General features: G+C 71.0%; 22 protein-coding genes. 9 read left to right on the forward strand and 13 right to left on the reverse strand.

Features of this window, described 5'->3' with window-relative positions; genetic code table 11:
• Positions 1-4: 4 nt before the first annotated feature.
• On the reverse strand, positions 5-679 hold the full coding sequence (locus A6048_RS16910; RefSeq protein WP_107746988.1) for a DNA alkylation repair protein: 675 nt from the start codon (positions 677-679) through the stop codon (positions 5-7).
• A 51-nt stretch (positions 680-730) separates the two neighbouring features.
• Here A6048_RS16910 and A6048_RS16915 point away from each other — a divergent pair, with 51 nt between their 5' ends.
• From A6048_RS16915 to A6048_RS16930, 4 genes are read left to right on the forward strand one after another with little or no spacing between them, the layout of a single operon-like run.
• Positions 731-1,165: a pyrimidine dimer DNA glycosylase/endonuclease V gene (locus A6048_RS16915; protein ID WP_107746989.1), complete on the forward strand. Its 435-nt coding sequence runs from the start codon at positions 731-733 to the stop codon at positions 1,163-1,165.
• A gap of 3 nt (positions 1,166-1,168) precedes the next feature.
• Positions 1,169-2,461 (forward strand): alpha/beta hydrolase, encoded by a 1,293-nt coding sequence (locus A6048_RS16920; RefSeq protein WP_107746990.1) that lies wholly within the window; start codon positions 1,169-1,171, stop codon positions 2,459-2,461.
• Complete coding sequence (locus A6048_RS16925; protein WP_107746991.1) at positions 2,445-2,894, forward strand: nitroreductase family deazaflavin-dependent oxidoreductase; 450 nt, start codon at positions 2,445-2,447, stop codon at positions 2,892-2,894. The genes A6048_RS16920 and A6048_RS16925 overlap by 17 nt, the downstream gene beginning before the upstream one ends.
• Positions 2,895-2,938: 44 nt before the next feature.
• Positions 2,939-3,865 (forward strand): patatin-like phospholipase family protein, encoded by a 927-nt coding sequence (locus tag A6048_RS16930; RefSeq protein ID WP_107746992.1) that lies wholly within the window; start codon positions 2,939-2,941, stop codon positions 3,863-3,865.
• A 69-nt stretch (positions 3,866-3,934) separates the two neighbouring features.
• On the opposite strand, the gene A6048_RS16935 is transcribed toward A6048_RS16930, so the two are convergent.
• Positions 3,935-5,191, reverse strand: coding sequence for a glutaminase (locus A6048_RS16935; protein ID WP_107746993.1), 1,257 nt, complete (start codon positions 5,189-5,191; stop codon positions 3,935-3,937).
• Positions 5,192-5,366: 175 nt separating this feature from the next.
• Here A6048_RS16935 and A6048_RS16940 point away from each other — a divergent pair, with 175 nt between their 5' ends.
• Positions 5,367-5,969 (forward strand): fasciclin domain-containing protein, encoded by a 603-nt coding sequence (locus A6048_RS16940; RefSeq protein ID WP_162845676.1) that lies wholly within the window; start codon positions 5,367-5,369, stop codon positions 5,967-5,969.
• 171 nt (positions 5,970-6,140) lie between these two features.
• On the opposite strand, the gene A6048_RS16945 is transcribed toward A6048_RS16940, so the two are convergent.
• Both A6048_RS16945 and A6048_RS16950 read right to left on the reverse strand, forming a co-directional pair.
• A complete protein-coding gene (locus A6048_RS16945; protein WP_107746994.1) occupies positions 6,141-7,601 on the reverse strand; it encodes an FAD-dependent oxidoreductase in 1,461 nt (486 codons plus the stop codon).
• 97 nt (positions 7,602-7,698) lie between these two features.
• Positions 7,699-9,192, reverse strand: a complete 1,494-nt coding sequence (locus tag A6048_RS16950) for an aminotransferase-like domain-containing protein (protein WP_107746995.1) — start codon at positions 9,190-9,192, stop codon at positions 7,699-7,701.
• A gap of 95 nt (positions 9,193-9,287) precedes the next feature.
• Here A6048_RS16950 and A6048_RS16955 point away from each other — a divergent pair, with 95 nt between their 5' ends.
• Positions 9,288-10,559 carry a pyridoxal phosphate-dependent aminotransferase gene (locus tag A6048_RS16955; protein ID WP_107747253.1) on the forward strand — a complete coding sequence of 424 codons (1,272 nt, stop codon included), beginning with the start codon at positions 9,288-9,290 and terminating at the stop codon, positions 10,557-10,559.
• Positions 10,560-10,623: 64 nt separating this feature from the next.
• Here A6048_RS16955 and A6048_RS16960 read toward each other — a convergent pair whose 3' ends face one another.
• The 4 genes from A6048_RS16960 to A6048_RS16975 form a co-directional block, all read right to left on the reverse strand.
• Complete coding sequence (locus A6048_RS16960; RefSeq protein WP_107746996.1) at positions 10,624-11,790, reverse strand: alpha/beta hydrolase; 1,167 nt, start codon at positions 11,788-11,790, stop codon at positions 10,624-10,626.
• Positions 11,791-11,879: 89 nt separating this feature from the next.
• The gene (locus A6048_RS16965; RefSeq protein ID WP_107746997.1) at positions 11,880-12,377 is read right to left on the reverse strand and encodes a glutathione peroxidase; all 498 of its coding nucleotides are present in this window, start codon (positions 12,375-12,377) and stop codon (positions 11,880-11,882) included.
• A 91-nt stretch (positions 12,378-12,468) separates the two neighbouring features.
• Entirely contained in the window at positions 12,469-13,869 is a 1,401-nt protein-coding gene (locus tag A6048_RS16970) for an MFS transporter (protein ID WP_107746998.1), read from the reverse strand.
• Positions 13,870-14,098: 229 nt separating this feature from the next.
• A complete protein-coding gene (locus A6048_RS16975; RefSeq protein ID WP_200837360.1) occupies positions 14,099-14,440 on the reverse strand; it encodes a transglycosylase family protein in 342 nt (113 codons plus the stop codon).
• Between the two features lie 308 nt (positions 14,441-14,748).
• Between A6048_RS16975 and A6048_RS16980 the strand changes: the two genes are divergently transcribed.
• The gene (locus A6048_RS16980) at positions 14,749-15,627 is read left to right on the forward strand and encodes an alpha/beta fold hydrolase (RefSeq protein ID WP_107746999.1); all 879 of its coding nucleotides are present in this window, start codon (positions 14,749-14,751) and stop codon (positions 15,625-15,627) included.
• A gap of 6 nt (positions 15,628-15,633) precedes the next feature.
• Here A6048_RS16980 and A6048_RS16985 read toward each other — a convergent pair whose 3' ends face one another.
• On the reverse strand, positions 15,634-16,098 hold the full coding sequence (locus A6048_RS16985; RefSeq protein ID WP_017837266.1) for an SRPBCC domain-containing protein: 465 nt from the start codon (positions 16,096-16,098) through the stop codon (positions 15,634-15,636).
• A gap of 96 nt (positions 16,099-16,194) precedes the next feature.
• On the opposite strand from A6048_RS16985, the gene A6048_RS16990 reads away from it, so the two are divergent.
• On the forward strand, positions 16,195-17,061 hold the full coding sequence (locus A6048_RS16990) for a TspO/MBR family protein (protein WP_107747000.1): 867 nt from the start codon (positions 16,195-16,197) through the stop codon (positions 17,059-17,061).
• On the opposite strand, the gene A6048_RS16995 is transcribed toward A6048_RS16990, so the two are convergent.
• The gene (locus A6048_RS16995; protein ID WP_146166345.1) at positions 17,031-17,840 is read right to left on the reverse strand and encodes a hypothetical protein; all 810 of its coding nucleotides are present in this window, start codon (positions 17,838-17,840) and stop codon (positions 17,031-17,033) included. The genes A6048_RS16990 and A6048_RS16995 overlap by 31 nt on opposite strands.
• A gap of 156 nt (positions 17,841-17,996) precedes the next feature.
• A complete protein-coding gene (locus tag A6048_RS17000) occupies positions 17,997-18,560 on the reverse strand; it encodes a TetR/AcrR family transcriptional regulator (RefSeq protein ID WP_107747002.1) in 564 nt (187 codons plus the stop codon).
• 84 nt (positions 18,561-18,644) lie between these two features.
• Here A6048_RS17000 and A6048_RS17005 point away from each other — a divergent pair, with 84 nt between their 5' ends.
• Positions 18,645-19,619 carry a DMT family transporter gene (locus A6048_RS17005; protein ID WP_159110276.1) on the forward strand — a complete coding sequence of 325 codons (975 nt, stop codon included), beginning with the start codon at positions 18,645-18,647 and terminating at the stop codon, positions 19,617-19,619.
• A gap of 42 nt (positions 19,620-19,661) precedes the next feature.
• Here A6048_RS17005 and A6048_RS17010 read toward each other — a convergent pair whose 3' ends face one another.
• Both A6048_RS17010 and A6048_RS17015 read right to left on the reverse strand, forming a co-directional pair.
• The gene (locus A6048_RS17010) at positions 19,662-21,179 is read right to left on the reverse strand and encodes a protein adenylyltransferase SelO (protein ID WP_107747004.1); all 1,518 of its coding nucleotides are present in this window, start codon (positions 21,177-21,179) and stop codon (positions 19,662-19,664) included.
• A gap of 4 nt (positions 21,180-21,183) precedes the next feature.
• Positions 21,184-21,948: a potassium channel family protein gene (locus A6048_RS17015; protein ID WP_372450549.1), complete on the reverse strand. Its 765-nt coding sequence runs from the start codon at positions 21,946-21,948 to the stop codon at positions 21,184-21,186.
• Positions 21,949-22,073: the final 125 nt, after the last annotated feature.

The following is a 22,073-nucleotide window of genomic DNA, read 5'->3' on the forward strand; positions in this document are numbered from 1 at the left end:
GACGTCAGCCCTCCTTGCGGCGCACCATCTCGTTGATCCACTCGGGCGCGTACGGCGAGGTGCAGCCCGCGGGCGTCGGATAGTCGCGCAGCACCCCGAGCCGCTCACCGATCTCGAGGGCGCGCCCGCGCAGCTCCGGATTCTGGATCCCGATCTGCGCCAGGCAGGTGTTCATCTCCCACTGCAGCCGCTCGTGCGCCCCGGCCATCTCGGCTTCGATCACGCTCAGCAGCCCCGGAAGGTCAAGCCCCTCGGGCTTCTTGACCACCCTGTCGGCGGTGAGCGACCAGCCGGCGGCGGCGACCACCGGATCGGGATCGCCCAGCCACTCCCGCCGCAGTTGCTCAGCGTGCGGGCCCTTCATCACCACATAGCCGACCAGCCAGTCGTGCACCTTGCGGGTACGGGCCTCCCGCAGCATCTCGTCCAGCTCCGCCGCGGAGAACTCCTTGGGCCGGCAGATCAGCAGCGCGAGCAGGCGCGCCGCCGAGTCGCCCGTGGCCCACAACTCCACCGCGAAGGGCTGGTTCTTCTTGATCCGCTTGGCCACCGCGCGCAGCTTGGTCAGGTTGACCGCGTGATCGTCCCCGTGCCGCTCGTTGACCGCTCTGATCGCGGGGTCCTCGAGTGCTGAGAGCTCGGCCATCACGTCCGCGAGCGCCGGCGTTGTCGTCGTCATATCGGTCTCCTCGTCCGCCCCGCCCCGCGCCCGCCGCCCTATACTCGCCGGATGCGCCTGTGGAGCATCCATCCCGACCAGCTCGACCGCGCCGCGCTGGTCGCCGGGTGGCGCGAGGGGTTGCTGGCTCAGAAGGTACTCCGCGGACTCACCAAGGGCTATCTCCATCACCCGCAGCTGGAGCGATTCCGCACGATGCGCGATCCTGTCGCCGGGATCGCCACCTGGCTCCACGGGCTGGCCGACGCCGCCGATGCGCGCGGCTACCGCTTCGACCGCACGCGGATCGCGCTGCCCGCGGGCGGCGGTCGTCTCGATCTGACCGACGGGCAGCTCGCCCTGGAGTGGCGGCACCTGCGGGACAAGCTGGGGGTGCGCGACCCGGCCTGGCTCGGCGGACTCACGACACCGCGGTCCCACCCGATGTTCGATCTCGTCCCGGGGCCGGTTGCGGCCTGGGAACGCTCACCGCACCCGGAGGCCTGACCCGTGCTGCCGTTACTCCTCGTCCCGCCCGCCCTGTCGACGGTTCTGGCGCTGACCCCGGTCCGCACACCGTTCCCCGCCGCGGCCGCGGGCTGGGTGATCGGCCTCCCGGCGCTGGAGTTGCCGCTGCACGTGGGTGCGGGCGTGGTCGCGGTGACGGCGGGTGCGCTGACCCGCCGCCCGGTCACCGGCACCGGACTCGCGGGAGCGGGGCTGGCGGCGCTGACCTGCGCCGGCCTTGCCGTGGTGCAGGCCCGGCAGCTCGCCGCGACCCGCGCCCTGGACCGCGCGTTCGATGAATCCGCGCGGGCGGACGCCGGGACCACCGAACACGCTGGGTCTGCCGACCACACAGGGCCGACACCAGTCGGCCGGGCCGAGCCGGTAGACACCGAGAACACGACGACGACGAGGTCCGCCGCCCGCCACCGGACGCCGTGGTCCAGAGTGCTCCTCCAGCCGTGGCCCCTCCGGCCGCGCGCCGTGGAGGCCCGCACCCGCCTCTCCTACGGGCCCGATACCCGCGCCACCCGCTTCGACCTCTACACCGGTAAAGGAACCGATCGCGTGCGGGGCGTGCTGATCCACATCCACGGTGGGCACTTCCGTGCGGGCGGGCCGAGTCGGGAGTCGCGGGCGATGCTTTTCGAGCACGCGCTCCGGGGCTGGGCCGCGATCAGCACCACCTATCACCTGTCACCCACGCCGGAGGCGGGCTTCCCGCAGCATCTGGTGGACATCAAACGGCTGATCCACTGGATCCGGACGGAGGGACCGCTGCACGGCATCCCGGCGGACGCCCCGATCGTGGTGGCGGGCAGTTCGGCCGGCGCCCACATCGCCATGATGACCGCGTTGACCGCCGGCGATCCGCAGTTCCAACCCGGTTTCGAGGACCTCGACACCACGCTCGCCGGCGCGATCGGGCTCTACGGCTACTACGGCCGCCTGGGCGCGGACACCAAGGAGGTCTCCGACCCGGTCCGCCACCCCGCGGAGGGAGCCCCTCCGATCGCGGTCATCCACGGCACCGCCGACATGTACACCCCGGTCAAGGGCTCCCGCAGGCTGGTTCGGCACCTGCGGGGTGGGTCGTCGAACCCTGTGGTCTACGCCGAGCTCCCCGGCGCGCAACACGGGTTCGACGCGGTGCAGTCGGCCCGCTACCTCGCGGTGGTCGCGGCGATCGCGAGGTTCACCGAGCCGCTGGCCGAGTCGGGCGTATCGTCGCCTCGGTGCCGGCCTACCGAGCAGGATCACACCGAGGAGAGGGGCAACCATGCCGTTGAGTGGTGAATACGAACCCAGCCCCAGCACGTGGGTGCGGGAGCATGTCGAGCGGTATGAGGCGAGCGACGGGGCTTCGGGCTCGGAGCTGTCGGGCAGGCCCGTGGTGATCGTGACCACGGTGGGCAGGAAGTCGGGGAAGCTGCGCAAGACCCCCCTGATGCGAGTCGAGCACGAGGGCTCCTACGCCGCCGTGGCCTCGCTGGGCGGCGCGCCCACCCATCCGGTCTGGTACTGGAACATCAAGGCCGACCCACATGTGGAGTTGCGGGACAGGGACCGGGTCGGCGACTTCACCGCCCGCGAGCTGACCGGCCCGGAACGCGACCTGTGGTGGGATCGGGCCGTGGCGGTGTATCCCGACTACCGCGATTACCAGGAGAACACCGAGAGGACCATCCCCGTGTTCGTCTTGGAGCCGCGGGACCGGACGCTCGCCTAACCGGACAGCCAAGCCCGGTTCCCTGCCACCTCAGGAGGCCTAGAATGCGCCGAACCGCTCTCGTCCTCGGATGCGGCGGAACGATCGGTAGCGCCTGGATGATCGCGGCCCTGCACGCCCTCGCCGAGCAGACCGGCTTCGACGCCCGCGACGCGCACGTCCTGCTGGGCACCTCGGCCGGTGCCGAGTTGGTGACCATGTTGAGCGGCGCCGGAATCGACGAGCTGGTGGACATGCAGCGCGGACGGGCGCAGGACCCCCGACTCCGGGAGCACATCGCGTCCACCCCGCCCGGTAGGCCCCCGATGCCCCGGCTGCCCCTGCTCAATCCCGGACTCCTGCGCACGCGCTCCGGCCTGGCCGCCCTCACCGGTATCGCTCCCACCGGGCGCGGCGACATGGAGTGGTTGCAGCGGCTGGCCGAGGGCTTCGAGGTCGGTGCCTGGCTTCCCCACCCTGACGCCCGGATGGTCGCCTACGACGTCCTGGCCGGTGAACGGGTCGTCTTCGGTGCACCGGGCTCACCCATCGCGACCGTCGGTGAGGCGCTGCGGGCGTCCTGGTCGACACCCGGGTGGATGCCGCCGGTCCCCATCGGAGACCGGATCTTCGTCGACGGGGGCATGGGTTCGACCGCATCGGTGGACCTGCTCACCCCGGAGGACGCGGATCTGGTGTACGTCCTGGCCCCGTTGGCCTCGGCGTCCGGCGTCCGCGTGCCCGGCCCCGGCGGCCGGATCGAATACCGGCTGATCCGACGCCCGATGTCCGCCGGGCTGGCCACCGAGATCGCGGCAGTCCGGGCGCGCGGGACCACCGTCGTCCCGATCCTGCCCACGGCCCGCGACCTCGCGGGTCTGGGCGCCCACTTCATGAGCTCGTCCCACCGGGAGGCGGCGTTCGAGCACTCCATGACGACGGCTCCTGAGACGGTCCGTGCCGCGCTGAGCGAAGCCGGGGTCGGCGCGTGACACCGGCCCGGCGGAGCGCCACCGGGCCGCGCGCCATGTGACCGGACGGGAACCGTCACCGGCCGAGACTCACCGGGCCGCGCGTCGGGTGACCGGCCGGGACCCGTCACCGAAGTCCGGGTCGGGTAGGCGGCGGCCGGGATCCGCCAACCCCACCAGGTGCCCGTCCAGCGACAACCGCCGCATGGACTCGAGCAGCATCCGGCGCGCGCTCGAGTTGACCGAGGACACCCGGCTCAGGTCGAGGGTCACCTCCCCCTCACCCGGCGGGATCTCGGCCAACCGACGCAACACCTGCTCGGCGCTCGCGAAGGTCATCGGCCCCTGGAGGCGGAAGGTACGCCTGCCGGTGATCTCGTCGAACCGCACCGAGCGGACCGCCTCCACCTCGGTCACCGTGGTGTTCATCAGGTGCAGTTCCAGATCCCGCGAGAGTCGCTCGAAGGTCCGCACGCCCTCGACGCTGTGGCCGTGCTCGTCGAGACGTGGCGAGAAGACGCCCAGCCCCACCTGGCCGGGCAGGGCACCGAAGATCCCGCCGGACACCCCGCTCTTCGCGGGGATACCGACGGTGGACATCCAGTCGCCGGCCGCGTCGTACATCCCACACGTGGCCATGATCGCGAGCACCTGCCGGGCCACCGCCGCCGAGACGACGCGCTCACGGGTGACGGGGTTGACCCCGCCGGTCGCCAGGGTCACGGCCATCACCGCGAGGTCGCGGACGGTCACCCGGTAGGCGCACTGTCGGGTGTATCCCCGCACGATCTCGTCGGGGTCGTCCTCGATGATCCCGCCGGCCCGGACGAGGTTGGCCATCGCCCTGTTCCGGAACGCCGTGCGGAGTTCCGAGTTCATGACGACGGTGTCCACCTCCAGGCGCCGACCGGCGAACGACGACAAGCCGGTGGCCAGCGCCTCGTCGCGCTCCTCCTCGCTCGCGCCGACCGGCCCGACGAGGGTGTGCGTGGTGATGGCTCCGATGTTGATCATCGGGTTCCGGGGCCGGCCGCTGTCCCTCTCCAGGGAGATCTGGTTGAACGCGTCTCCGGACGGTTCCACCGCCACCTTCTCCAGGACCGCCTCGATCCCGCGGTCTCGCAGTGCCAGCGCGTAGGCGAACGGTTTACTCATCGACTGGATGGTGAACTCGGCATCGGCGTCGCCGGCGGTGTAGACGACACCGTCCATGGTGCAGGCGGCCACGGCGAACCGATCCGGGTCCACTGCGGCGAGCTCGGGGATGTAGTCGGCGAGCCGGCCGTCCGCGCCCGTCGAACAGAGGTCGCGGATCTCGAGTAGATAGTCAGGCACCGGGGTCTTCACGACCTCAGGGTGTCATGGAGCTCCGTGGCCGCGCGCCTCGACGAGATGCCCGAGAACGATCGGGGCGGTGTCACCGAGGTTAACGGGAGTACAACGATCGTGTCTCACCGGTTTCCCCGGACCCGGGCGCACCCACACACTGAGGTCAACCTCGACCCTCGACGAAAGGTTGCTCATGAAGCGGACGATCGCAGTAACGGGAGCCATCGGCCTCGCAGTGTTCATGGGGGCGTGCGGCACGGATGATTCCGCCGACGACGCCACCACGGCTGAAGAGACCACGATGACCACGGAGATGACCACCGAAGAGATGACCGAGGAGGAGATGACGGAAGAGCCGGCCGCCACCGGCGACATCGTCGACACCGCGGTCGCTGCGGGCAACTTCACCACCCTCACCCAGGCGATCGAGGCAGCGGGACTGGTCGAGACCCTCAAGGGTCCCGGACCCTTCACGGTGTTCGCGCCGACCGATGAGGCCTTCGAGGCACTGCCGGACGGCCAGCTCGACGAGCTCCTCGCCGACCCCACGGGTGACCTGGCCCAGATCCTGCAGTTCCATGTGATCGAGGGTGAGGTCATGGCCGAGGACGTCATGGGGATGGACGGCGAGATGGTCGAGACCCTCCAGGGCGCCGAGTTCACCGTCGAGGTGGAGGGCGAGGCCGTCACCCTGGTGGACGGTGCCGGTAACCGGATCACCGTCATCCAGACCGACGTGCCGGCGACCAACGGCGTCATCCACGCGATCGACGGGGTCATGATGCCCCCCGCCTGATCCGCACGACAGCGGCACCGCACCACAACGGCACCGCCCCGGTTCGACCCGTGACGGGTCAGGCCGGGGCGTGCTCCGTTCTCGGGCGACCTCCATCGGCTCATCCGCACCGCGGGCGACCGCCCGGCGTCCCCTCCGAGCCCTGGACGATCGTCCGGGTGACGGGCCCGGTCAGTTCTCGTCGTAGCGCTTGAGGTCCCGGGTCGCCGGACCCTCGATCAGCTCGCCGCACGCCGAGAATCGCGAACCGTGCCACGGGCAGTCCCACGACCGCTCGGCCTCGTTCCAACTCAGCGCGGCACCCATGTGCGGGCACAGGAGCCCGACCCTGCAGGTCTGGCCGTCGTCCCCGGTCGCCTCGCCGATCGGCCGGACGGTGGGCCGGGGTGGACGCGCGGCCGCCTGCACGGCGGTGGCCGCGAGCTGCACCGGGAGGTCCGCGTACAGCGAGACCGACGTGCGCAGCATGCCGGTGACCGACGGCGTGCCAAAGGAAACCCGCGGGTCCCGGCCGCTGAGCCGATCCACCATGATGCCCGCCGCCGCCGGCGCGCCCGTGAGACCCCACTTGCTGTACCCGCCGGCGAAGTGCACCCGACCCTTACCCCACGGCATGGGGCCGGACTTGGGCAGCAGCGTGACCGGGTGGAAGTCCTGCGCGGACCAGCCGTGGGTGAACTCGGCACCGGGAAAGTGCTTCGCGGCGTACTCGCGCAGCGAGTCGATCTTGGATTCGGTGCCCGCGGCCGTACCGGTGCGGTGGCCGTTGCCGCCCACGAGCAGCACTTCGCGGTCACCTACGGGCACGGTCCGCAGCGAACGGACCGGGCTCTCGACGGAGCCGTACATCCCCTCCTCCAGACCACCGGGGTAGTCGAACGCGCAGAGATAGGACCGCTCGGCCTCCATCGACGCCACTGTCGGGCCGCGGTCCAGGGCCGGGGACGCGGTGGCCAGGACCACGTCCCGCGCCGTGCAGGTACCGCCGTCGCTGCGCACCTCGACGTGGGCGTCCCCGTCGCGACCGCGCACGTCCAGGCCCGTCACACGGGAGTGCTCGACGATCCGAACACCGAGCGCCGACGTCGCACGGGCCAGTGCCGCCAGCGCCTCGACGGGATCGAGTTGCATCTGGTCGGGCAGCTCCACGGCGGCCCGTGCAGGGAACGGGACATCGATCCGGTCGTACCACCGGGCGGGGAAGCCGAGGGCGTCGAGCGTGCGCTTCTCCGAACGCAGGGTCTTGGTCCCCTTGAGACCGCGGGAGAAGGTCACCGCCCGGCGTCGCTGCACGTCCACCCCGTGGGAGCCGCAGAACTCCGCCCACCAGTCCAGGCCGTACTGATTGGCCTCCGCGTATGCGCGGGCGGTCTCGAGCCCGTGGTGCGATCGGATGGTCGACAGCCGGGTGCCCTGCAGCACGGACACCTTGGCCGTGGTGGCCCCGCTGGCCCCCGCGCCTACGGTGTGGGCCTCCAGTACCACCACCGAACTGCCCCGTGCGGCCGCGATCAGGGCGGTGATCAGACCGGTGAAACCCGCCCCCACCACCACTATGTCCACGTGCTCACCCTCGGGGAATTCCGCCACCGGGGGATCGATCGTCGTGCGTCGCCAGAATGATGTGCCCATCGTGCGTCTCCTCTGAGCTCGGTACGAACCTCGCGCGGCCACTGTAAGGCCGCGCACCCCGGCTCGCACCCGCTGCGGATTGCCATCTCGGTGCGGGTCACGACGGTGTGGCCGGAGCCTGACCCCCTGAGGACACGGCGGGTCCGGCGCTGTCGATCACGCCGCGCAGTTCAGCAGCGAACTCGCCCGCGTCGCGCGCGACGAGCCGCGAGTAGCTCAGCACCAGCCCCGGAACCGCATACCGTGCGGACTGCCCGCTCAGCGCCCGCGTGCGCCAGCCCGCCCGGTCGAGCTCGCGCACCACCTCGTCGTCGTCGTATCCGGGCAGCAACACACACAGGTGCAACCCGGCCTCTACACCCGTCACACTGAGGCGGGGGCATTCCCGCGTGAGCGCGGCCACCAGGTGGTGACGCCGGTCGCTGTACACCCGCGCCGCCCTCGCCAGGTGCCGGTCCATCGCGCCGGAGCCGATGAACGCGCCCAGCGCCTCCGCGGGCAGCGTCGACGGGCCGCGCCGGTGCACGACGAGCCAACGATCGACCTCCCGACGCAACGCGGCCGGCGCCAGGCACCACGCCACGCGCAGGTCGGGGGCCACCGACTTGGACGACGTCCCCACGTACGCCACGTGACCGTCCGCGGCGGGCAGGGTGGCCAGCGCCGGCAGCGGGGCGACGCCGTAGCGGAACTCTCCGTCGTAGTCGTCCTCGATCACCAGCGACCCCGTCCGCTGCGCCCACTCGACCAGCGCCACCCGCCGGTCCACGCTCATACGATGCCCCAGCGGGAACTGGTGTGCGGGGGTGGTGAAGACGATCGCGCGGGCCGAGCCCAGCCGCGCCGCGTCCAGACCGCCGGGCTCCGCGGGATGGAACCGCACCTCGAGGTCGTGCTCACGGGCCATGAGCAGCGCGCCCCGGTACCCGGGGTCCTCCATGTGGAACGGCACCCGGCCATGTGCGGCGACGAACGCCGAACACAGGGCGGCGATCGCCGAGCGCGAGCTGTCGAACAGCAGCGGGTCCGCGGCGGCGATGCCCCGGTGACGGCGAAGGTGGTCGGCCAGCTCGGCACGCAGCGTGGGGCTCGGTTCCTCCCACGGGTTGAGCCCCGCCAGCCCCTGCGCCGCGGCCGCCCGCACCGCGGAGCGCCAGGCCCGCTGGTCCACCAGCGCGACGTCCGGGATACCGGGACGGAGATCGCGCGCCGACCTACCCCGACGGGGTTCGGGAACCGGCGGCGACCATGTCGTGGCGGACCGAGACGACGACGAGCGCGACGACGACGAGGTGTCGCCCCCTCCGCGCGTCCGCGCCCCGGCCCGTGCCGCCAGACCCGCCCCGGCGGCGACCCGGGTGCCCGAGCCCTGGGTGGAGTCGGCGAAGCCGGCCGCCGAGAGTTCGTCGAACGCCCGGACCACGGTGCCGCGGGAGAGACCGGTCTGCTCGGCGAGCGCGCGCGTGGAGGGCAATCTGTCGCCGTCGGCCAGCGAACCGTCCGCGACCAGGTCGATGATGGCGTCCACCAGATCCGCGGTACCCGTCACCTGCCCCAGGACCAGGGATCCGGGACGGGCGGTGCGGGCCATGGGCCCAGCCTAGGCGAGTCGGACCGAAAGTGGTCTCGAGGATTTGAGAAAAGTGGACCTTCTCACCGGTCCACTTCCACGGTGGGATGGTCCACATGCAGATCTACCGCCAATCCCGACGCCTCCGCGACGTGCGCTACGACGTCCGCGGTCCCATCCTCACCGAGGCCATGCGGCTGGAGTCCGGGGGCCACGACATCCTGCGACTCAACCTGGGGAACATGCACCCGTTCGGGCTCGAGGCGCGGCCCGAGATCGTCGAGGCCGTGGCCCGCGAACTCGGCAGCGGCCAGGCCTACTCGGACTCGCGGGGGATCCTGCCGGCCCGGGCGGCCGTGGCCGAGCACTACCGGCGCTGCGGCGTGCCCGGGATCCGCGCCGAGGACGTGTTCCTGGGCAACGGCGTGAGCGAACTCATCACGCTCGTCCTGCAAGCGCTGGTCGATCCCGGCGACGAGATCTTGGTCCCGGCGCCGGACTACCCCACCTGGACCGGCGCGGTGAACCTCACCGGCGGCGTGCCCGTGCACTACCTGGCCGACGAGTCCGACGGGTGGAACCCGTCGCTGGCGGACATCGAGTCCAAGGTCACCCCGCGCACGACCGCGCTCGTGTTGATCAACCCCAACAACCCGACCGGCGCCGTCTACAGCGCGGAGACCGTCCGGGGGATGGCCGACATCGCCCGCCGGCACGGGCTCGTCCTGCTCAGCGATGAGATCTACGAGAAGCTGATCTTCGGCGATGCCCGCCACCACCACGCGGCGCTGGCCGCCGGTGACGACGTGCTGTGCCTGACCTTCGGCGGCCTGTCCAAGGCGTATCGGGTGTGCGGATACCGGGCCGGCTGGGTCGCCGCGACCGGGCCTCTCGATAGGGCGCAGGACCTCCTCGAGGGGCTCACCCTGCTCGCCAACATGCGGGTGTGCCCCAACGTCCCGGGCCAGTACGCGATCCCTGTCGCATTGACCGAGGACTCACCGTGGGGCGCCGACGTGATCGACCCCGACGGCCGGATCGAGCGGCAGCTGGCGCTGGCGACCGAGCGCCTGAACGCCATCCCGGGCGTGAGCTGCGTGGCGCCCCGCGGCGCGCTCTACTGCTTCCCCCGGCTGGACACCGAGATGTTCGGAATCCACAGCGACGAGGAACTGGTGCTGGACCTGCTGCGGTCCGAGCACGTCCTGGTCACCCACGGCACCGGCTTCAACTGGCCCGAACCCGACCATTTCCGGATCGTGTGCCTACCCGACGCCGCGGTGCTCGAGAACGCGATCGGCAGGATCGCCGGGTACCTCGAGCGGCGCGCCGGGCTCCAGCTGGAATCCGGAGCTCCGACGCGAGGTCCGCTTTCCGCGATCGGGTAGCGGTTCCCGACCGGAACGGCTGGGCTCGCGACGCTGGGCGCCGGTCCAGGACACCGACGATGGCTCAGTAGAGGCCGGGCTTGATGTGGTCCCAGCCGTTCTCGAAGTTCTTGAGGAAGTTCGGCCAGTTGTGGAACCCGGTCTCGGCGTAGTCGACGCGATGCTCGACGCCGGCGCGGTCGAGTGCCTTCTCGAACGCCTTGGAGCCCTCGAGAACACCCATCTCGAGCAGCTGACCCAGGACCATGTTCATGAAGTCCACACCGCCGCCGTAGTTGGCGAAGTCGGCGGGGCCGGCGACGTTGCTGCCGGCCGAGAAGAACACGCGGGTGCCCTTGAGGTCCTCGGCGTGCGAGATCGTGTCGTTCTGCTCCCACCGCTCGCCGCGGTGCGGACCCCACATGTTCTCGACGTTGCCGCCGCGGGTCTCCAGCGTGCCGCGGACGGTCTGGTAGCCCAACGCGTCCATGGTCGAGTAGTAGCCACTGAAGGACATGACTCCCTGGTAGGTCTCCGGGTAGGTTGCCGCCAGGTGCATGGCCGCCTGGCCGCCCATCGAGATGCCGCCGATCGCGTTCTTGCCGTTGGTATCCAGCCGCTCCTCGACGATCCCGGGCAACTCCTGGGCTAGGAACGTCTCCCACTTGTTGTAGCCCAGGACGGGGTCGGCATCCTCCCAGTCCGTGTAGTACGAGGCGTACGCGCCGGTCGGAACGACCACGTGGACGTTCTCGTTGCGCAGACGGTTGTCGATGCGAGCCTGATGGTTCCAGCCGGAGTTGTACTCGGGGGCATCGACGCCGTCGAGCATGTACAGGACCGGCGCCGGCCCGTCGGACACGCGCGAGGGCACGACCTCCAGGATGACCTCGCGTTTCATGGCCGCCGAGGTGACCTTCCAGTACTCGTAGTCGCCGGACGTCCGCTCGACCTCGATGAACTCCGACTCCGTGATGTTCGGGTCTACCGGTCGGGGTTCGTTCCTCAGCGGCTGGGACGAGCCCTCCCCGTCGAGCGGCACATCGGCGGACCCGACGGAGCCGAGCGACCCGGCCGCCGAGCCGAGCGGCACCGATCCCACGGCCTCCATGATGGCTTCGAGATCCTCGAGCCCGAGCGTGGAGGGGTCGATACTGGCGGTCTGCGCTCCGGCCGGGGCGACCGATCCGAGGGTCAGGGCCAAAGCGAGCGCGCCGGCGGTGGCGGCGAATCGGGGAAGTCGGACGGGCATGCGGCTCCAATGTTCTCAGTGGTGACTTGAGAACCTTAGCCGCAACAACCGATCTTCTTCCACTCACCGCACGGGCACACTGCCCGGCCTCACGCTCCCCGCAGGGCCTCCTCCACGGCCTTCCGCAGGTCCTCCGGCTTCTTGTTGGGGCCGAATCGACCCACCACGGTGCCGTCACGCCCGATGAGGAATTTGGTGAAGTTCCAGGAGATCCGCCCACCCAGCAGACCCGATTCCTGCGCCTTGAGCCAGCGGTACAGCGGGTGAGTGCCCGATCCGTTGACCTCGATCTTGGAGAACAACGGGAATTCCACACCGAAGTTGCGCTCGCAGAACGACCCGATCTCCTCGTCCGAGCCCGGCTCCTGGTGCGCGAACTGATCACACGGGAAGCCCAGCACCACGAAGCCCTGGTCGCGGTACTCCTCGTACAACTTCTGCAGGCCCTTGTACTGCGGGGTGAATCCACACTTGCTGGCGGTATTGACCACCAGGACGACCTGACCGGCGTAGTCGGCGAGGTCCTTCTCGGTCCCGTCGACCAGGCCTGCCCGGAAGTCGGTGAGAGTGACATTGTCAGCGGGCACGGCGCTTCTCCTCGTCGTCGTCATGACCGGCGGGGGACACCCGCCGACCGTCCCGAGAATTCCACACCCGGGGCCGGATGTGCACCTGGTGTCACCGCGCCGCGGACGCCTCGGGCATCCGCAGCCCCGAGACCGCACCGATCAACCCGAGCACCGCGAGGAACACCAGCGCCCACTCGACCCCCGCCAGTGCGACGACCGAGCTGATGCCACCCACCACCAACAGGATGACCCCCATGGCCGAGTTGGAGACCGCGACGTAGGTCGTCCTCAGGTCGCCCTCGGCCACATCCACGACGTAGGTCTTGCGGCCCACGCGGACCCCGGAGTGCAAGAGGGTGAGCAGGAAGTACCCGCCCACGAAGAACACGGTGCCCACGGCGGACGAACCGTCGAAACCGGGCATCGAGACCGCCACCACGAATCCCAGTGCCACGATCGAGGCGGCAGCGGCCGCCCAGGCCATGAGCCGGCGACTCGATCGGTCGGCGAGCCGGCCGAAGATCCGCCCCCCGATGAGCGAGGCGACCCCGGAGGCGAGGATGAAGCCGCCGAGCCCGGCCAGTGCGCCGGTGCCCGCCGCGACGGACATCGACACGATGAACGGCGGGCTCAGCGATGACACGAGGATCAGACCCCGCACGGTGACGAACCTGCGGAACGTCTGGTCCTCGCGGAACAACCGGGCCGCCTCGGCGAACCAGGAACCGTCTCGTTCGCGATCGGCATCATCGGGGGCCTCGGGGGCGGCGGCAGCTCGGGTGCCGGAGCCTGTCCCGGTGCCGGCGTCATCCTCTCCACCCCTGGCGTACGCCTCCCCCGCCGGCTCGGTCACCCGCGAGTAGACCAGCGCCGAGAGCACCCACAGCACCGCTCCCCCGGCCAGCAGCAGGGAGAGGTCGCCGGGCCCCAGATCGTCGCCGCCGAACGCGCGGATCGCCAGCCCCAGGGTCACGGCCACGATCCCGGCCGCGGAGGTGGCGAGCCCGATGATCTGCCCGCGCTCGCCGGAGGGGATGGTGCGACCCTGGACATCCTTGGACGCGATCGAGCAGAGGCATCGCCCCAGGGAGAACACCACCAGCGCGCCCAGGATCCCCACCCCCGCGGCCGTGCCGTGGCCGAGCGCCGCGATCCCGGCCATCACCGCGACCGAGGCCGCCTGCACGACGGCGCCCGTGACGAAGACCCACTTGCGGTAGGTGACCCGCAGGACGAGCGGGGTGAGCAACACCTGCGGCAGCATCGAGCCGGATTCACGGATGGGCACCAGCAGACCGACGAACGCCGCCGGCACCCCGAGGGCGTGGAACAGCCACGGCAGCACCGTGGACGCGTTGACCGTCTGGTCGCCCGAGGACTGGAGGGTGTTGGCCGCCACCAACCGCAGGCCGTTGCGGGGGATGTCGCGCTCCACCCGCTCCGGGAGGTCGCCCCCGTGGGAGTGCTCGCGGGTCACGAGAGCGGAGTAGACGGTGTCGGCGGCGGTCACGGTCTGAAGAGCCTAATCGCCCCGGACTGCCACGGTCGGGGCGCCCGAGGATGGGTGCTTCCGCATCGTCCGGGACGGACGCTCCCGCATCGTCACGCTTGGGTGCCCCCCCCCGCATCGCCAAGAGCGTTCCGCACACATCGCCCGAGAGACGGGTGTGCGGAACGCTCTTATCGATGGCGCCGTTGGCGCCGCTGGCGACTCCAGGCCCGGAACCGGCCGCCGTCGCTCAGGCCAGCGGGCCACCGCAGTTGGGCCAGGCGCCCGGCCCCTGTCCGGCGAGCACGCGCTCGCCGATGTCGATCTGCTGCTCGCGGGTGGCCTGGTCGGCGGTCGGGGCGTACTCGCCGCCGCCGAAGCCGGTCCACGTCCGGGCTGCGAACTGCAGGCCGCCGAAGTATCCGTTGCCGGTGTTGATGTGCCAGTCGCCGCCGGACTCACACTGGGCCACCTGGTCCCAGGCGCTCGCGGGCGCGGCGGTGGCGGCGGGGGCCGCCAGCGAGGCACCACCCGCGGCGATACCGCCTGCGAGCATCGCGCCGGTCAGGGTTCGGACGAGCTTCTTCTGCATCTCTCGCGACCTCCTGGGGTCTCGTGTCGTGCATCGGTTGTCGACCATCGGTTGTCGCGCATTGGTTGTCGACCATCGACGGGGACGGCGGCCGACCCTACGAGCGGGGTACGGGGGCGGCGCAACCCCCACGCGACGGAACCGCGGGTTCCGGGCCGAGGCGGGGATGCGGGATGCGTCACGCCGACGGACGTCGTCGCTGTTCACCCCGACGGTTCGGCACGGCGTCGCGGCTGCCCGATCCCCCGGTGAGATGGGTCACCTCGTCGTCGTCCCTCTCTGCTCTCCCAACCCATAGGCTCGGCGGCATGTCCGAACACATGGTCCGCGTCGAGGGGCGGCGCATCGCCGTGTACGAGTGCGGGGACCCCGCCGGTGAGCCGGTGATCCATTTCCATGGGACCCCGGGGTCGCGACTGGAGATGGACTTCGGGTCCGACCTCGCCGAACGGGCGGGCGTGCGGGTGATCGGCGTGGATCGCCCCGGCTACGGCCAGTCCGACCCCGGGCCGATCAGCCTGGGCGGGGTCGCGCGGGACGTGCTGGCAGTCGCCGACGATCTCGGCGTGGAGCGGTTCGCCGTCTCGGCCTGGTCGGGTGGAGGGGCGTTCGCGCTGGCCACTGCCGCCGCAGCGCCCGATCGCGTCACGCGGGTGGGGGTCGCTGGCGGGTTGTCCCCGTTCGATCGGATGCCGGGTGCGCGCGAGGCGCTGACCCCGGGCGATCTCGAGGCACTCTCCCACCTACCGGGCGACCCCGCCCGCGCGGCCGAGCTGTTCCGATCCGGCAACTCCGGGGTCCTCGACGCGATGCTGTCGGTCAGGGACGACGCGACAGCGCCGTGGGTCGACTGGATGTGGGCGGCCAGCGACGCGGCGGTGATCGCCGACCCCGCGGCCCGGCGGGCCCTGTTCGTGAACTTCCACGAGGCGCTGCGGCAGGGCACCGGGGCGATCGCGTGGGACAACGTCGCCTTTGTCGGCCCGTGGGGATTCCGGGTCGAGGACGTCCGCACGCCCGTGCACCTCTGGTACGGCGACCACGACGAGATGGCCCCACCCGCCAACGGGCGATGGCTCGCCGAGCACCTGGGCGAGGCCGACCTGACGGTCTACGCGGGGGAGGGTCACCTGCTGCCGCTGGCCCACTGGGGCGAGATGCTGCGGGCGCTGACCACCACAGGGTGAACGGCCTCAGCCGGCCACCGCGGCGGCGAGGTTGGACAGCGAGTCCTCGAGCTGCTGCTCGGACACCAGCGGGAAGGACACCTTCTTGAGGATCTCCTTGTCGGTGACCTTGCCCCAGTCGTAGGTCAGGCGCACCAGCGTCGACTCGGGTCCACGGCTCTCGAGCTCCCAGACCCACTCCCAGCCGGGGGGCTCGGTGCCGGCGGGCGCGGTCTGCCACGCCAGGATCTTGTCCTTGCCGTACCCGGTGACGTGGTTCTCGGTGCGGTACTCGCCACCCATGTGCTCGCCCTCCATGTCCATGGAGAACACATCGCCGACCTGTTGGATCCGGTCGGACTTGTAATCCCCGCGGACGAAGCCCGAACCGTCCAACCTGGCGTGGTTCTCCGGGTTGGTGAGGATGTCGAAGATCTCGGCCGCCGAGTGGTCGATGACGCGCTCGACGGTGACGCTCGTAGATGTGGTCATGTCCTCCACCTTGCACGCCCAGGCGGCGTCGTGCATCCGGTCGACGCGGCCCGGGCCGGGTCGCCACCCCGGTGAACTGCGGCTACGGTCGTCAACATGAGCCAGCCGACACCGCATCAGACAGAGGCGTCCCCGACCGGGACCCACCCGACCCGGGGCACGGGGTGGGCCATGCCCGTGATCACACTCCTGGGGGTGGCAGCCGCCATCGTGGCCGCGTTCGTCGGCAGCGGCGCCCTCGGTGGCACCCCGGTGGCCGAGGCCGCGGGCGGGGCGCTGTCGGCGGACGCCACGCCGGTGGCTCCGGCGGGGTCCGCCTTCAGCATCTGGAGCGTCATTTACCTCGGCCTGATCGTCTACGCACTCTGGCAGCTGACCCCCACCGCGCGCCGGTCGGCCCGCCAGCGGGCGCTGCGACCGTGGGCGCTGGCCTCGGTCCTGCTCAACGCCGCCTGGATCTGGACCGTGCAGCTCGACCAGATCGCGTTGTCGGTCCTGGTGATCGCGATCCTGCTCGCCGTGCTGATCCGCATCATGTACATCCTCGGCGCACCTCGCACCGGCGGTGCGGTGGAGCTGGTGGTCACCGACGGAACGTTCGGCCTCTACCTGGGCTGGGTGTCCGTGGCGACACTGGCCAACACGTTCGCGTGGCTCGCGGCGGAGGGCGTCGATCCGGTGACCGAGATCCCGCTCGGGCTCGTCGGCATCGTCGCCGCCGCGGGCATCGGGGTTGCCACGGCACTGCTCAGCCGCGGCCGGGTGGCCCCCGCCCTGGCGACCGCGTGGGGGCTGGCATGGGTCGCCGTGGGTCGCACCGAGGGCCGGTTCGAGGCCGCCGAACTGGTGTGGACGGCGGCCGGGGCCTCAGCCCTCGTCCTGTCGGTGGCCGTGCTCAACTGGCTCCGGGCCCGCCGGACGACGCTCCCCCGTCAGGACGCGAGTCTCCCCGGCGCGTCCTGAACCGGGTGCTGCCGGGCGCGGACCTCGGTGACGATCCGGTCGCCGAGGAGGTCCAGCGGCGATCTGCCGCCAGGTCCCGGGTCGGTGTACTGGGCGACGTATCCCCGGTCGCCGTACCTGACCAGCGCCGCGCGGGCCTCGTCCAGCCGGCGACCGAACACCATCGGCCACTCGGCCGGGTGCTGGAGCACCTGCAGACGCATGGCCAACTGGGTGCGGGACTCCGGGAAGTCGTCGAGGAATCCGCGGTACACCTGATCCGGGGTCAGCGGGGAGTCACGGACCGCTGTGCGCAGGAGGCTGTCCCTCTCGATTCCGCTCAGGGGGTCCCCGGGGACCGAGACCCAGAACGTCCGCTCCGGAACGGGGCCCACGCGTCTGCCCGCCACGCCCTGGCCGCCCGGGTCGTCGGTGCCCGGCAGCCACCGGTCGCGCGGTCGCAACGGGTCCGCGAGCAACCCCACCGCGAGCACCCTGTCCAGTTGCTCGGGGTAGGCGTCCAGCCAGTCGTGGATCACGCGGCACCCGCAACAACACCCGAGTACGACGATCCCGTCCGACGGGTGGAGTCCCACGAGCCTGGCCAGGTCCGCCACGCCGGCGGCGGAGGCGGCGTCCCACGTCCTGGGGCGGTGGAGCCGGGTCCGCTCCGGCTCCGGCCACTGCACCCGGACCGAGGCGCGGGCGCCGAGGCGGGACACGAGATCGTCGACGAAGTCGTCCATGACCCCGGAGGAGTGGCGATACCCTCCGTCGCCGTCGGCGATGAGAACCCTCATGATGGCCACCCCCCTCGCACACGACGACCCGGGACGGTTGACCCGAGGTGACGCGTGCCTGTCCCCCGAATGTAGGACGCGCAAAGTAGCCATGTCAATAAGTTTTCGTTGATAACTCCAGAGGTCGGACCGACTGCTCCGCCAGCACTGTCCACATCACCCCGCGGCGCCGACCATGACCACGCGAGCCGCGTCATCGGCGACCCGGAACGCGTCCGCCTCCCCGAGGACCGTCGCCGCGACCTGCGCACCCTCGTAGAGCTGGTGGATCGCCGTTGCGGTGACCCGGTCGCCACCCGCGAGCTCCACGAAGAGCTCCCGCATCCACCGCTTCTCGTCCCGGACGGCCTCCGCGGCGCCGGTCGGCCCCTCCCCCCCGACCTCCGCCCACGCGTTGACGAAGGCGCATCCCCGACGATGGGTCCGCGTCCACTGTTCGGCTCGCCGGAAGAACTCGGCGACGGTCCACTCGGTCGCGTCGAGATGGTCGAGGAGAAACTGCTGCCACCGGCTGCCGCGCCGGCGCAGATAGGCCTCGATGAGCCCGTCCTTGGACCCGAAGCGCTGGTAGAGGGTGCGTTTGGTGGTCCGCGCCTCCTCGGCGATCAGGTCGACGCCCACCGCCGTGATCCCCCGCGTGTAGAAGAGGTCGTCGGCGGCCGTGAGGATGCGCTCCCCCACCTCGGTCGTCGGGATGATCGGCCACGGTTCGACGCCCACGGACGCCTCCCTCCTCCAGCAGCAGCAACCAGCAACCAGCACGTGCACTGACAGTATACCGATCGGTATGCTTTGCTCGCTTCCGTGACCAAAACATCGGTGGCCGTGGGATTCGTACTGCTGTGGAGTTGCGGCTTCGTGGGCGCGGCGTGGGGCACCACGGCGGCGGATCCCGCGGGCCTGCTGGCGTGGCGGTACGTCATCACCGCCGGGGTGTTGCTCTCGGTGGCCCCGTTCCTCCGTGCGCGGGTGAGCCGCCGCGACCTCGGGCAGCAGTGCACGTTGGGGCTGACCGCACATGTCCTGTTCCTCGGCGGCGTCTTCGCCGCCGCGGCCTCCGGGGTCGACGCGGGCACCACCGCGCTGGTGTGTTCGGCCCAGCCTCTGCTCGTGGCCGCCGCCGGTGCCGCCTTCTGGGGTGACCGGTTGACGGCGCGGCAGTGGACCGGTGTCGCGTTGGGGCTCGGCGCGGTTGCCCTCTGCGTGGGCGGCGTCGGCGATCTCGGCCCCGCGATCATCCTCCCGGTGATCAGCCTGCTCGGCCTGTCGTGTTCGGCGCTGCTCGAACGTCGCTGGGCACCACGGGTGCACGTGGTGACCGCCCTGACGGTTCAGGTGAGCGCTGCGGCGGTGGTCTTCGTGACAGTGGCGGTGCTCACCTCGGGACTGGCGGTCGACCCGACGGCCCGGTTGGTGGGTTCGCTCGCGTGGCTGGTCATCCCGGCCGGGCTCGGGGGCTACGGGGCCTACCTGCTCGCACTGCGCACACTCGGCGCCACCCGCGCGAGCATGCTGCTCTACCTCACCCCGCCGGTGTCGGCGATCTGGGCGTGGGCGATGCTCGGCGATCGGATCGGAGCGCCTCAACTCGTCGCGATGGGGCTGGGGATCGTAGCGGTCCTACTCACGGCGAACTCCGGGCAGAACGGTCGCACGACCGCCCGCCCCCCGGGGGGTGAGCTGGCCCGATGCACGGTCACTCCGGGATCCGCTGCGGGACGGGTCCATTCGGCCAGCGCACCTCTCGGCGGCGGAACGCCCCGGGCGCCCGGCGTCTGAACCCGCGTCGGAACCGGAACCGGGGCGGGGGCCGGTGTCACATCAGGTGCCGCAGAAGGTGACGTGCGGTGAGGAGCCGGGCGGGGCCGGGCTCGCGAACCGCTCCCGCCCGGGCAGCTCGGTGTAGGGGTCGGTGACGACGACGAGGAGTTCCTCGAACGGTTCGAGATCACCAGCCGTGGCCGCGTCCAGTGCCTCCTCCACCAGGCGGTTCCGCGGGATGTAGGCGGGATTGACCCCGGCCATCACCGCGGCCGACGGATCCAGCGCACGCCAGCTCGCCAGCCACCCGTCCGCCAGCTCACCCACCAGCTCGCGCACAGGCCGGGTGTCGCCCGCCGCGGCCGGGATGAGCGCCCGGAAGAACGACGTGTAGTCGACCCGGGTGGCGGAGAGCAGTCGCGAGAGTTCTTCCAGCAACGGTTCGACCACCTCGTCGCCCGGCCCCGCCGATTCGCCCGACCTCGCCAGCTCGCCCGGCCCCGCCGATTCGCCCGACCCCGCCGGTCGGCCCAGCGCAGCGGGAAGTCCCAGCTTTGTGCGCATCCCCGCGGTCCAGGCCTCCTGGTATCGGGCGGGGAACGTACCCAGGGCCGCTGTCAGTGTCTCGACGGCCGCGTTCTCGTCGTCGTCGATCAACGGGACCAGGGTCTCGGCGAACCTCGCCAGGTTCCACTGCACGATGGGCGGCTGGTTCCCGTAGGCATACCGACCCTGCGTGTCGATCGAACTGAACACCGTCGCGGGGTCGAAGCCCTCCATGAACGCGCACGGCCCGTAGTCGATGGTCTCGCCGGAGATCGTGGTGTTGTCCGTGTTCATCACGCCGTGGATGAACCCCACCAGCATCCACTGCGCCACGAGGGAGGCCTGGGCGTCGAGCACCGCGGTGAACAGCGCGAGGTACGGGTTCTCCGCGTCGACCGCCTGCGGGTGGTGGCGAGCGATGGCGTGGTCGGCGAGCCTGCGCACCAGCTCCACGTCCCCGGTGGAGCGGGCGAACTGGAAGGTGCCCACCCGCAGGTGGCTGGACGCGACCCGGGCGAGCACGGCGCCCGGGAGCGGTTGTTCGCGGTTCACGGTGACCCCGGTTCCCACCACGGCAAGCGCCCGTGTGGTGGGCACTCCCAGTGCGTACATGGCCTCGCTGATCAGATACTCGCGGAGCATCGGGCCGACGGCGGCCAACCCGTCCCCACCGCGGGCGAACGGCGTCCGGCCGGAGCCCTTGAGGTGAAGGTCGCGACCGTCGGGGAGCTCGCCCATCAACAGGGCCCGCCCGTCTCCCAGCCGCGGGGAGTAGCCACCGAACTGGTGCCCCGCGTACGCCTGCGCGACCGGGGTGGCGCCGGAGGGGACGTGGGTACCGGTCAGCAGTCGGAGGCCCTCGTCTCCCCGTAGGTAGTCCGGGTCCAGGCCCAGCTCGTCGGCCAGCGGCTCGTTCAGGGCGAGCAGACGCGGTTCCGGGACGTCGGCCGCCTTCCACGGCACGCCGAGATCGGGGAAATCGTGGGCGAAGCCATCGGTGAGCCGTACGCCGAACCGCTCTGGTGAGGTCATGCCGTCAACGGTACGTCTCCGTGGCCGGGCTGCCCGGCCCCTGATTTCGGTGTTCCGCGCCGAGGCCCAGACGGCCGAGGTCCTCGCGCAACGCCGCGATGTCCGCCGTCAGCCGGCTGACCTGAGCCTGTGTGGCGGTCTGGTTGGCCTCGTCCTGCTCGCTGACCCGGTCCACGATCCACGAGGCGAGGGTGGCCGTGACGACACCCAGCAGAGCGATCCCGGCGAGCATCAGACCCGTCGCGATCACCCGGCCCACCGGGGTCACCGGCGCGATGTCTCCGTATCCCACCGTCGTGACCGTCACCACCGCCCACCACAGCGCCTCCCCGTAGGTCTCGATGGACCCACCGGGCGCCCCGCGCTCGGCGTCCAGCATCGCCAGGGAGGACACGACCAGCAGGACCGACGTGGACCCCGCGGCATACGCGATCACCTGGCCGCGCACGGCAGTCCCCGCCGAGCGGTGCATGACGCTCAGCATCATCACGAGCCGGAGCAGACGCAGTGGCCGGAGCATGGGAAGGGCGATCACCGCCAGCTCGTACCAGTGCGTGAACAGCCACCGGCCCCTCGGCTTGGCCAGCGCCAGTCGGACCCCGAAGTCCACGGCGAAGAGTAGCCAGGTCCCCCAGATCACGACCTCGGTGGCCACGGCCGCCGCGCCGACCGGACGCACGAGGACCGTCGCCGCGTAGGCCACGAGAAAGGCCAGCGCGGCCGCCATCAGAGGCCACTCGGTCAGGTCCGCCCACCGTTTTTCCGTCACTGCTCGATGATGTCCGACTCCACCCGCGTAGGTGTGCAACGTGACGGCATGGTTACCGATCAGCCGATCACGTTCTTTTCAGCGAGAACACGGCGTACATTCCAGGCAACCGAGGACTCGCCCCG

The organism is Dietzia psychralcaliphila, assembly GCF_003096095.1.
Taxonomy (GTDB): Bacteria; Actinomycetota; Actinomycetes; order Mycobacteriales; family Mycobacteriaceae; genus Dietzia; species Dietzia psychralcaliphila.

Bases quoted from the DNA above. Each gene is read 5' to 3' on its own strand.
- A6048_RS16910 (WP_107746988.1), bottom strand. From the start codon at position 679: ATGACGACGACAACGCCGGCGCTCGCGGACGTGATGGCCGAGCTCTCA.
- A6048_RS16915 (WP_107746989.1), top strand. From the start codon at position 731: ATGCGCCTGTGGAGCATCCATCCCGACCAGCTCGACCGCGCCGCGCTG.
- A6048_RS16925 (WP_107746991.1), top strand. From the start codon at position 2,445: ATGCCGTTGAGTGGTGAATACGAACCCAGCCCCAGCACGTGGGTGCGG.
- A6048_RS16930 (WP_107746992.1), top strand. From the start codon at position 2,939: ATGCGCCGAACCGCTCTCGTCCTCGGATGCGGCGGAACGATCGGTAGC.
- A6048_RS16940 (WP_162845676.1), top strand. From the start codon at position 5,367: ATGAAGCGGACGATCGCAGTAACGGGAGCCATCGGCCTCGCAGTGTTC.
- A6048_RS16945 (WP_107746994.1), bottom strand. From the start codon at position 7,601: ATGGGCACATCATTCTGGCGACGCACGACGATCGATCCCCCGGTGGCG.
- A6048_RS16950 (WP_107746995.1), bottom strand. From the start codon at position 9,192: ATGGCCCGCACCGCCCGTCCCGGATCCCTGGTCCTGGGGCAGGTGACG.
- A6048_RS16955 (WP_107747253.1), top strand. From the start codon at position 9,288: ATGCAGATCTACCGCCAATCCCGACGCCTCCGCGACGTGCGCTACGAC.
- A6048_RS16960 (WP_107746996.1), bottom strand. From the start codon at position 11,790: ATGCCCGTCCGACTTCCCCGATTCGCCGCCACCGCCGGCGCGCTCGCT.
- A6048_RS16975 (WP_200837360.1), bottom strand. From the start codon at position 14,440: ATGCAGAAGAAGCTCGTCCGAACCCTGACCGGCGCGATGCTCGCAGGC.
- A6048_RS16980 (WP_107746999.1), top strand. From the start codon at position 14,749: ATGTCCGAACACATGGTCCGCGTCGAGGGGCGGCGCATCGCCGTGTAC.
- A6048_RS16985 (WP_017837266.1), bottom strand. From the start codon at position 16,098: ATGACCACATCTACGAGCGTCACCGTCGAGCGCGTCATCGACCACTCG.
- A6048_RS16990 (WP_107747000.1), top strand. From the start codon at position 16,195: ATGAGCCAGCCGACACCGCATCAGACAGAGGCGTCCCCGACCGGGACC.
- A6048_RS16995 (WP_146166345.1), bottom strand. From the start codon at position 17,840: ATGAGGGTTCTCATCGCCGACGGCGACGGAGGGTATCGCCACTCCTCC.
- A6048_RS17010 (WP_107747004.1), bottom strand. From the start codon at position 21,179: ATGACCTCACCAGAGCGGTTCGGCGTACGGCTCACCGATGGCTTCGCC.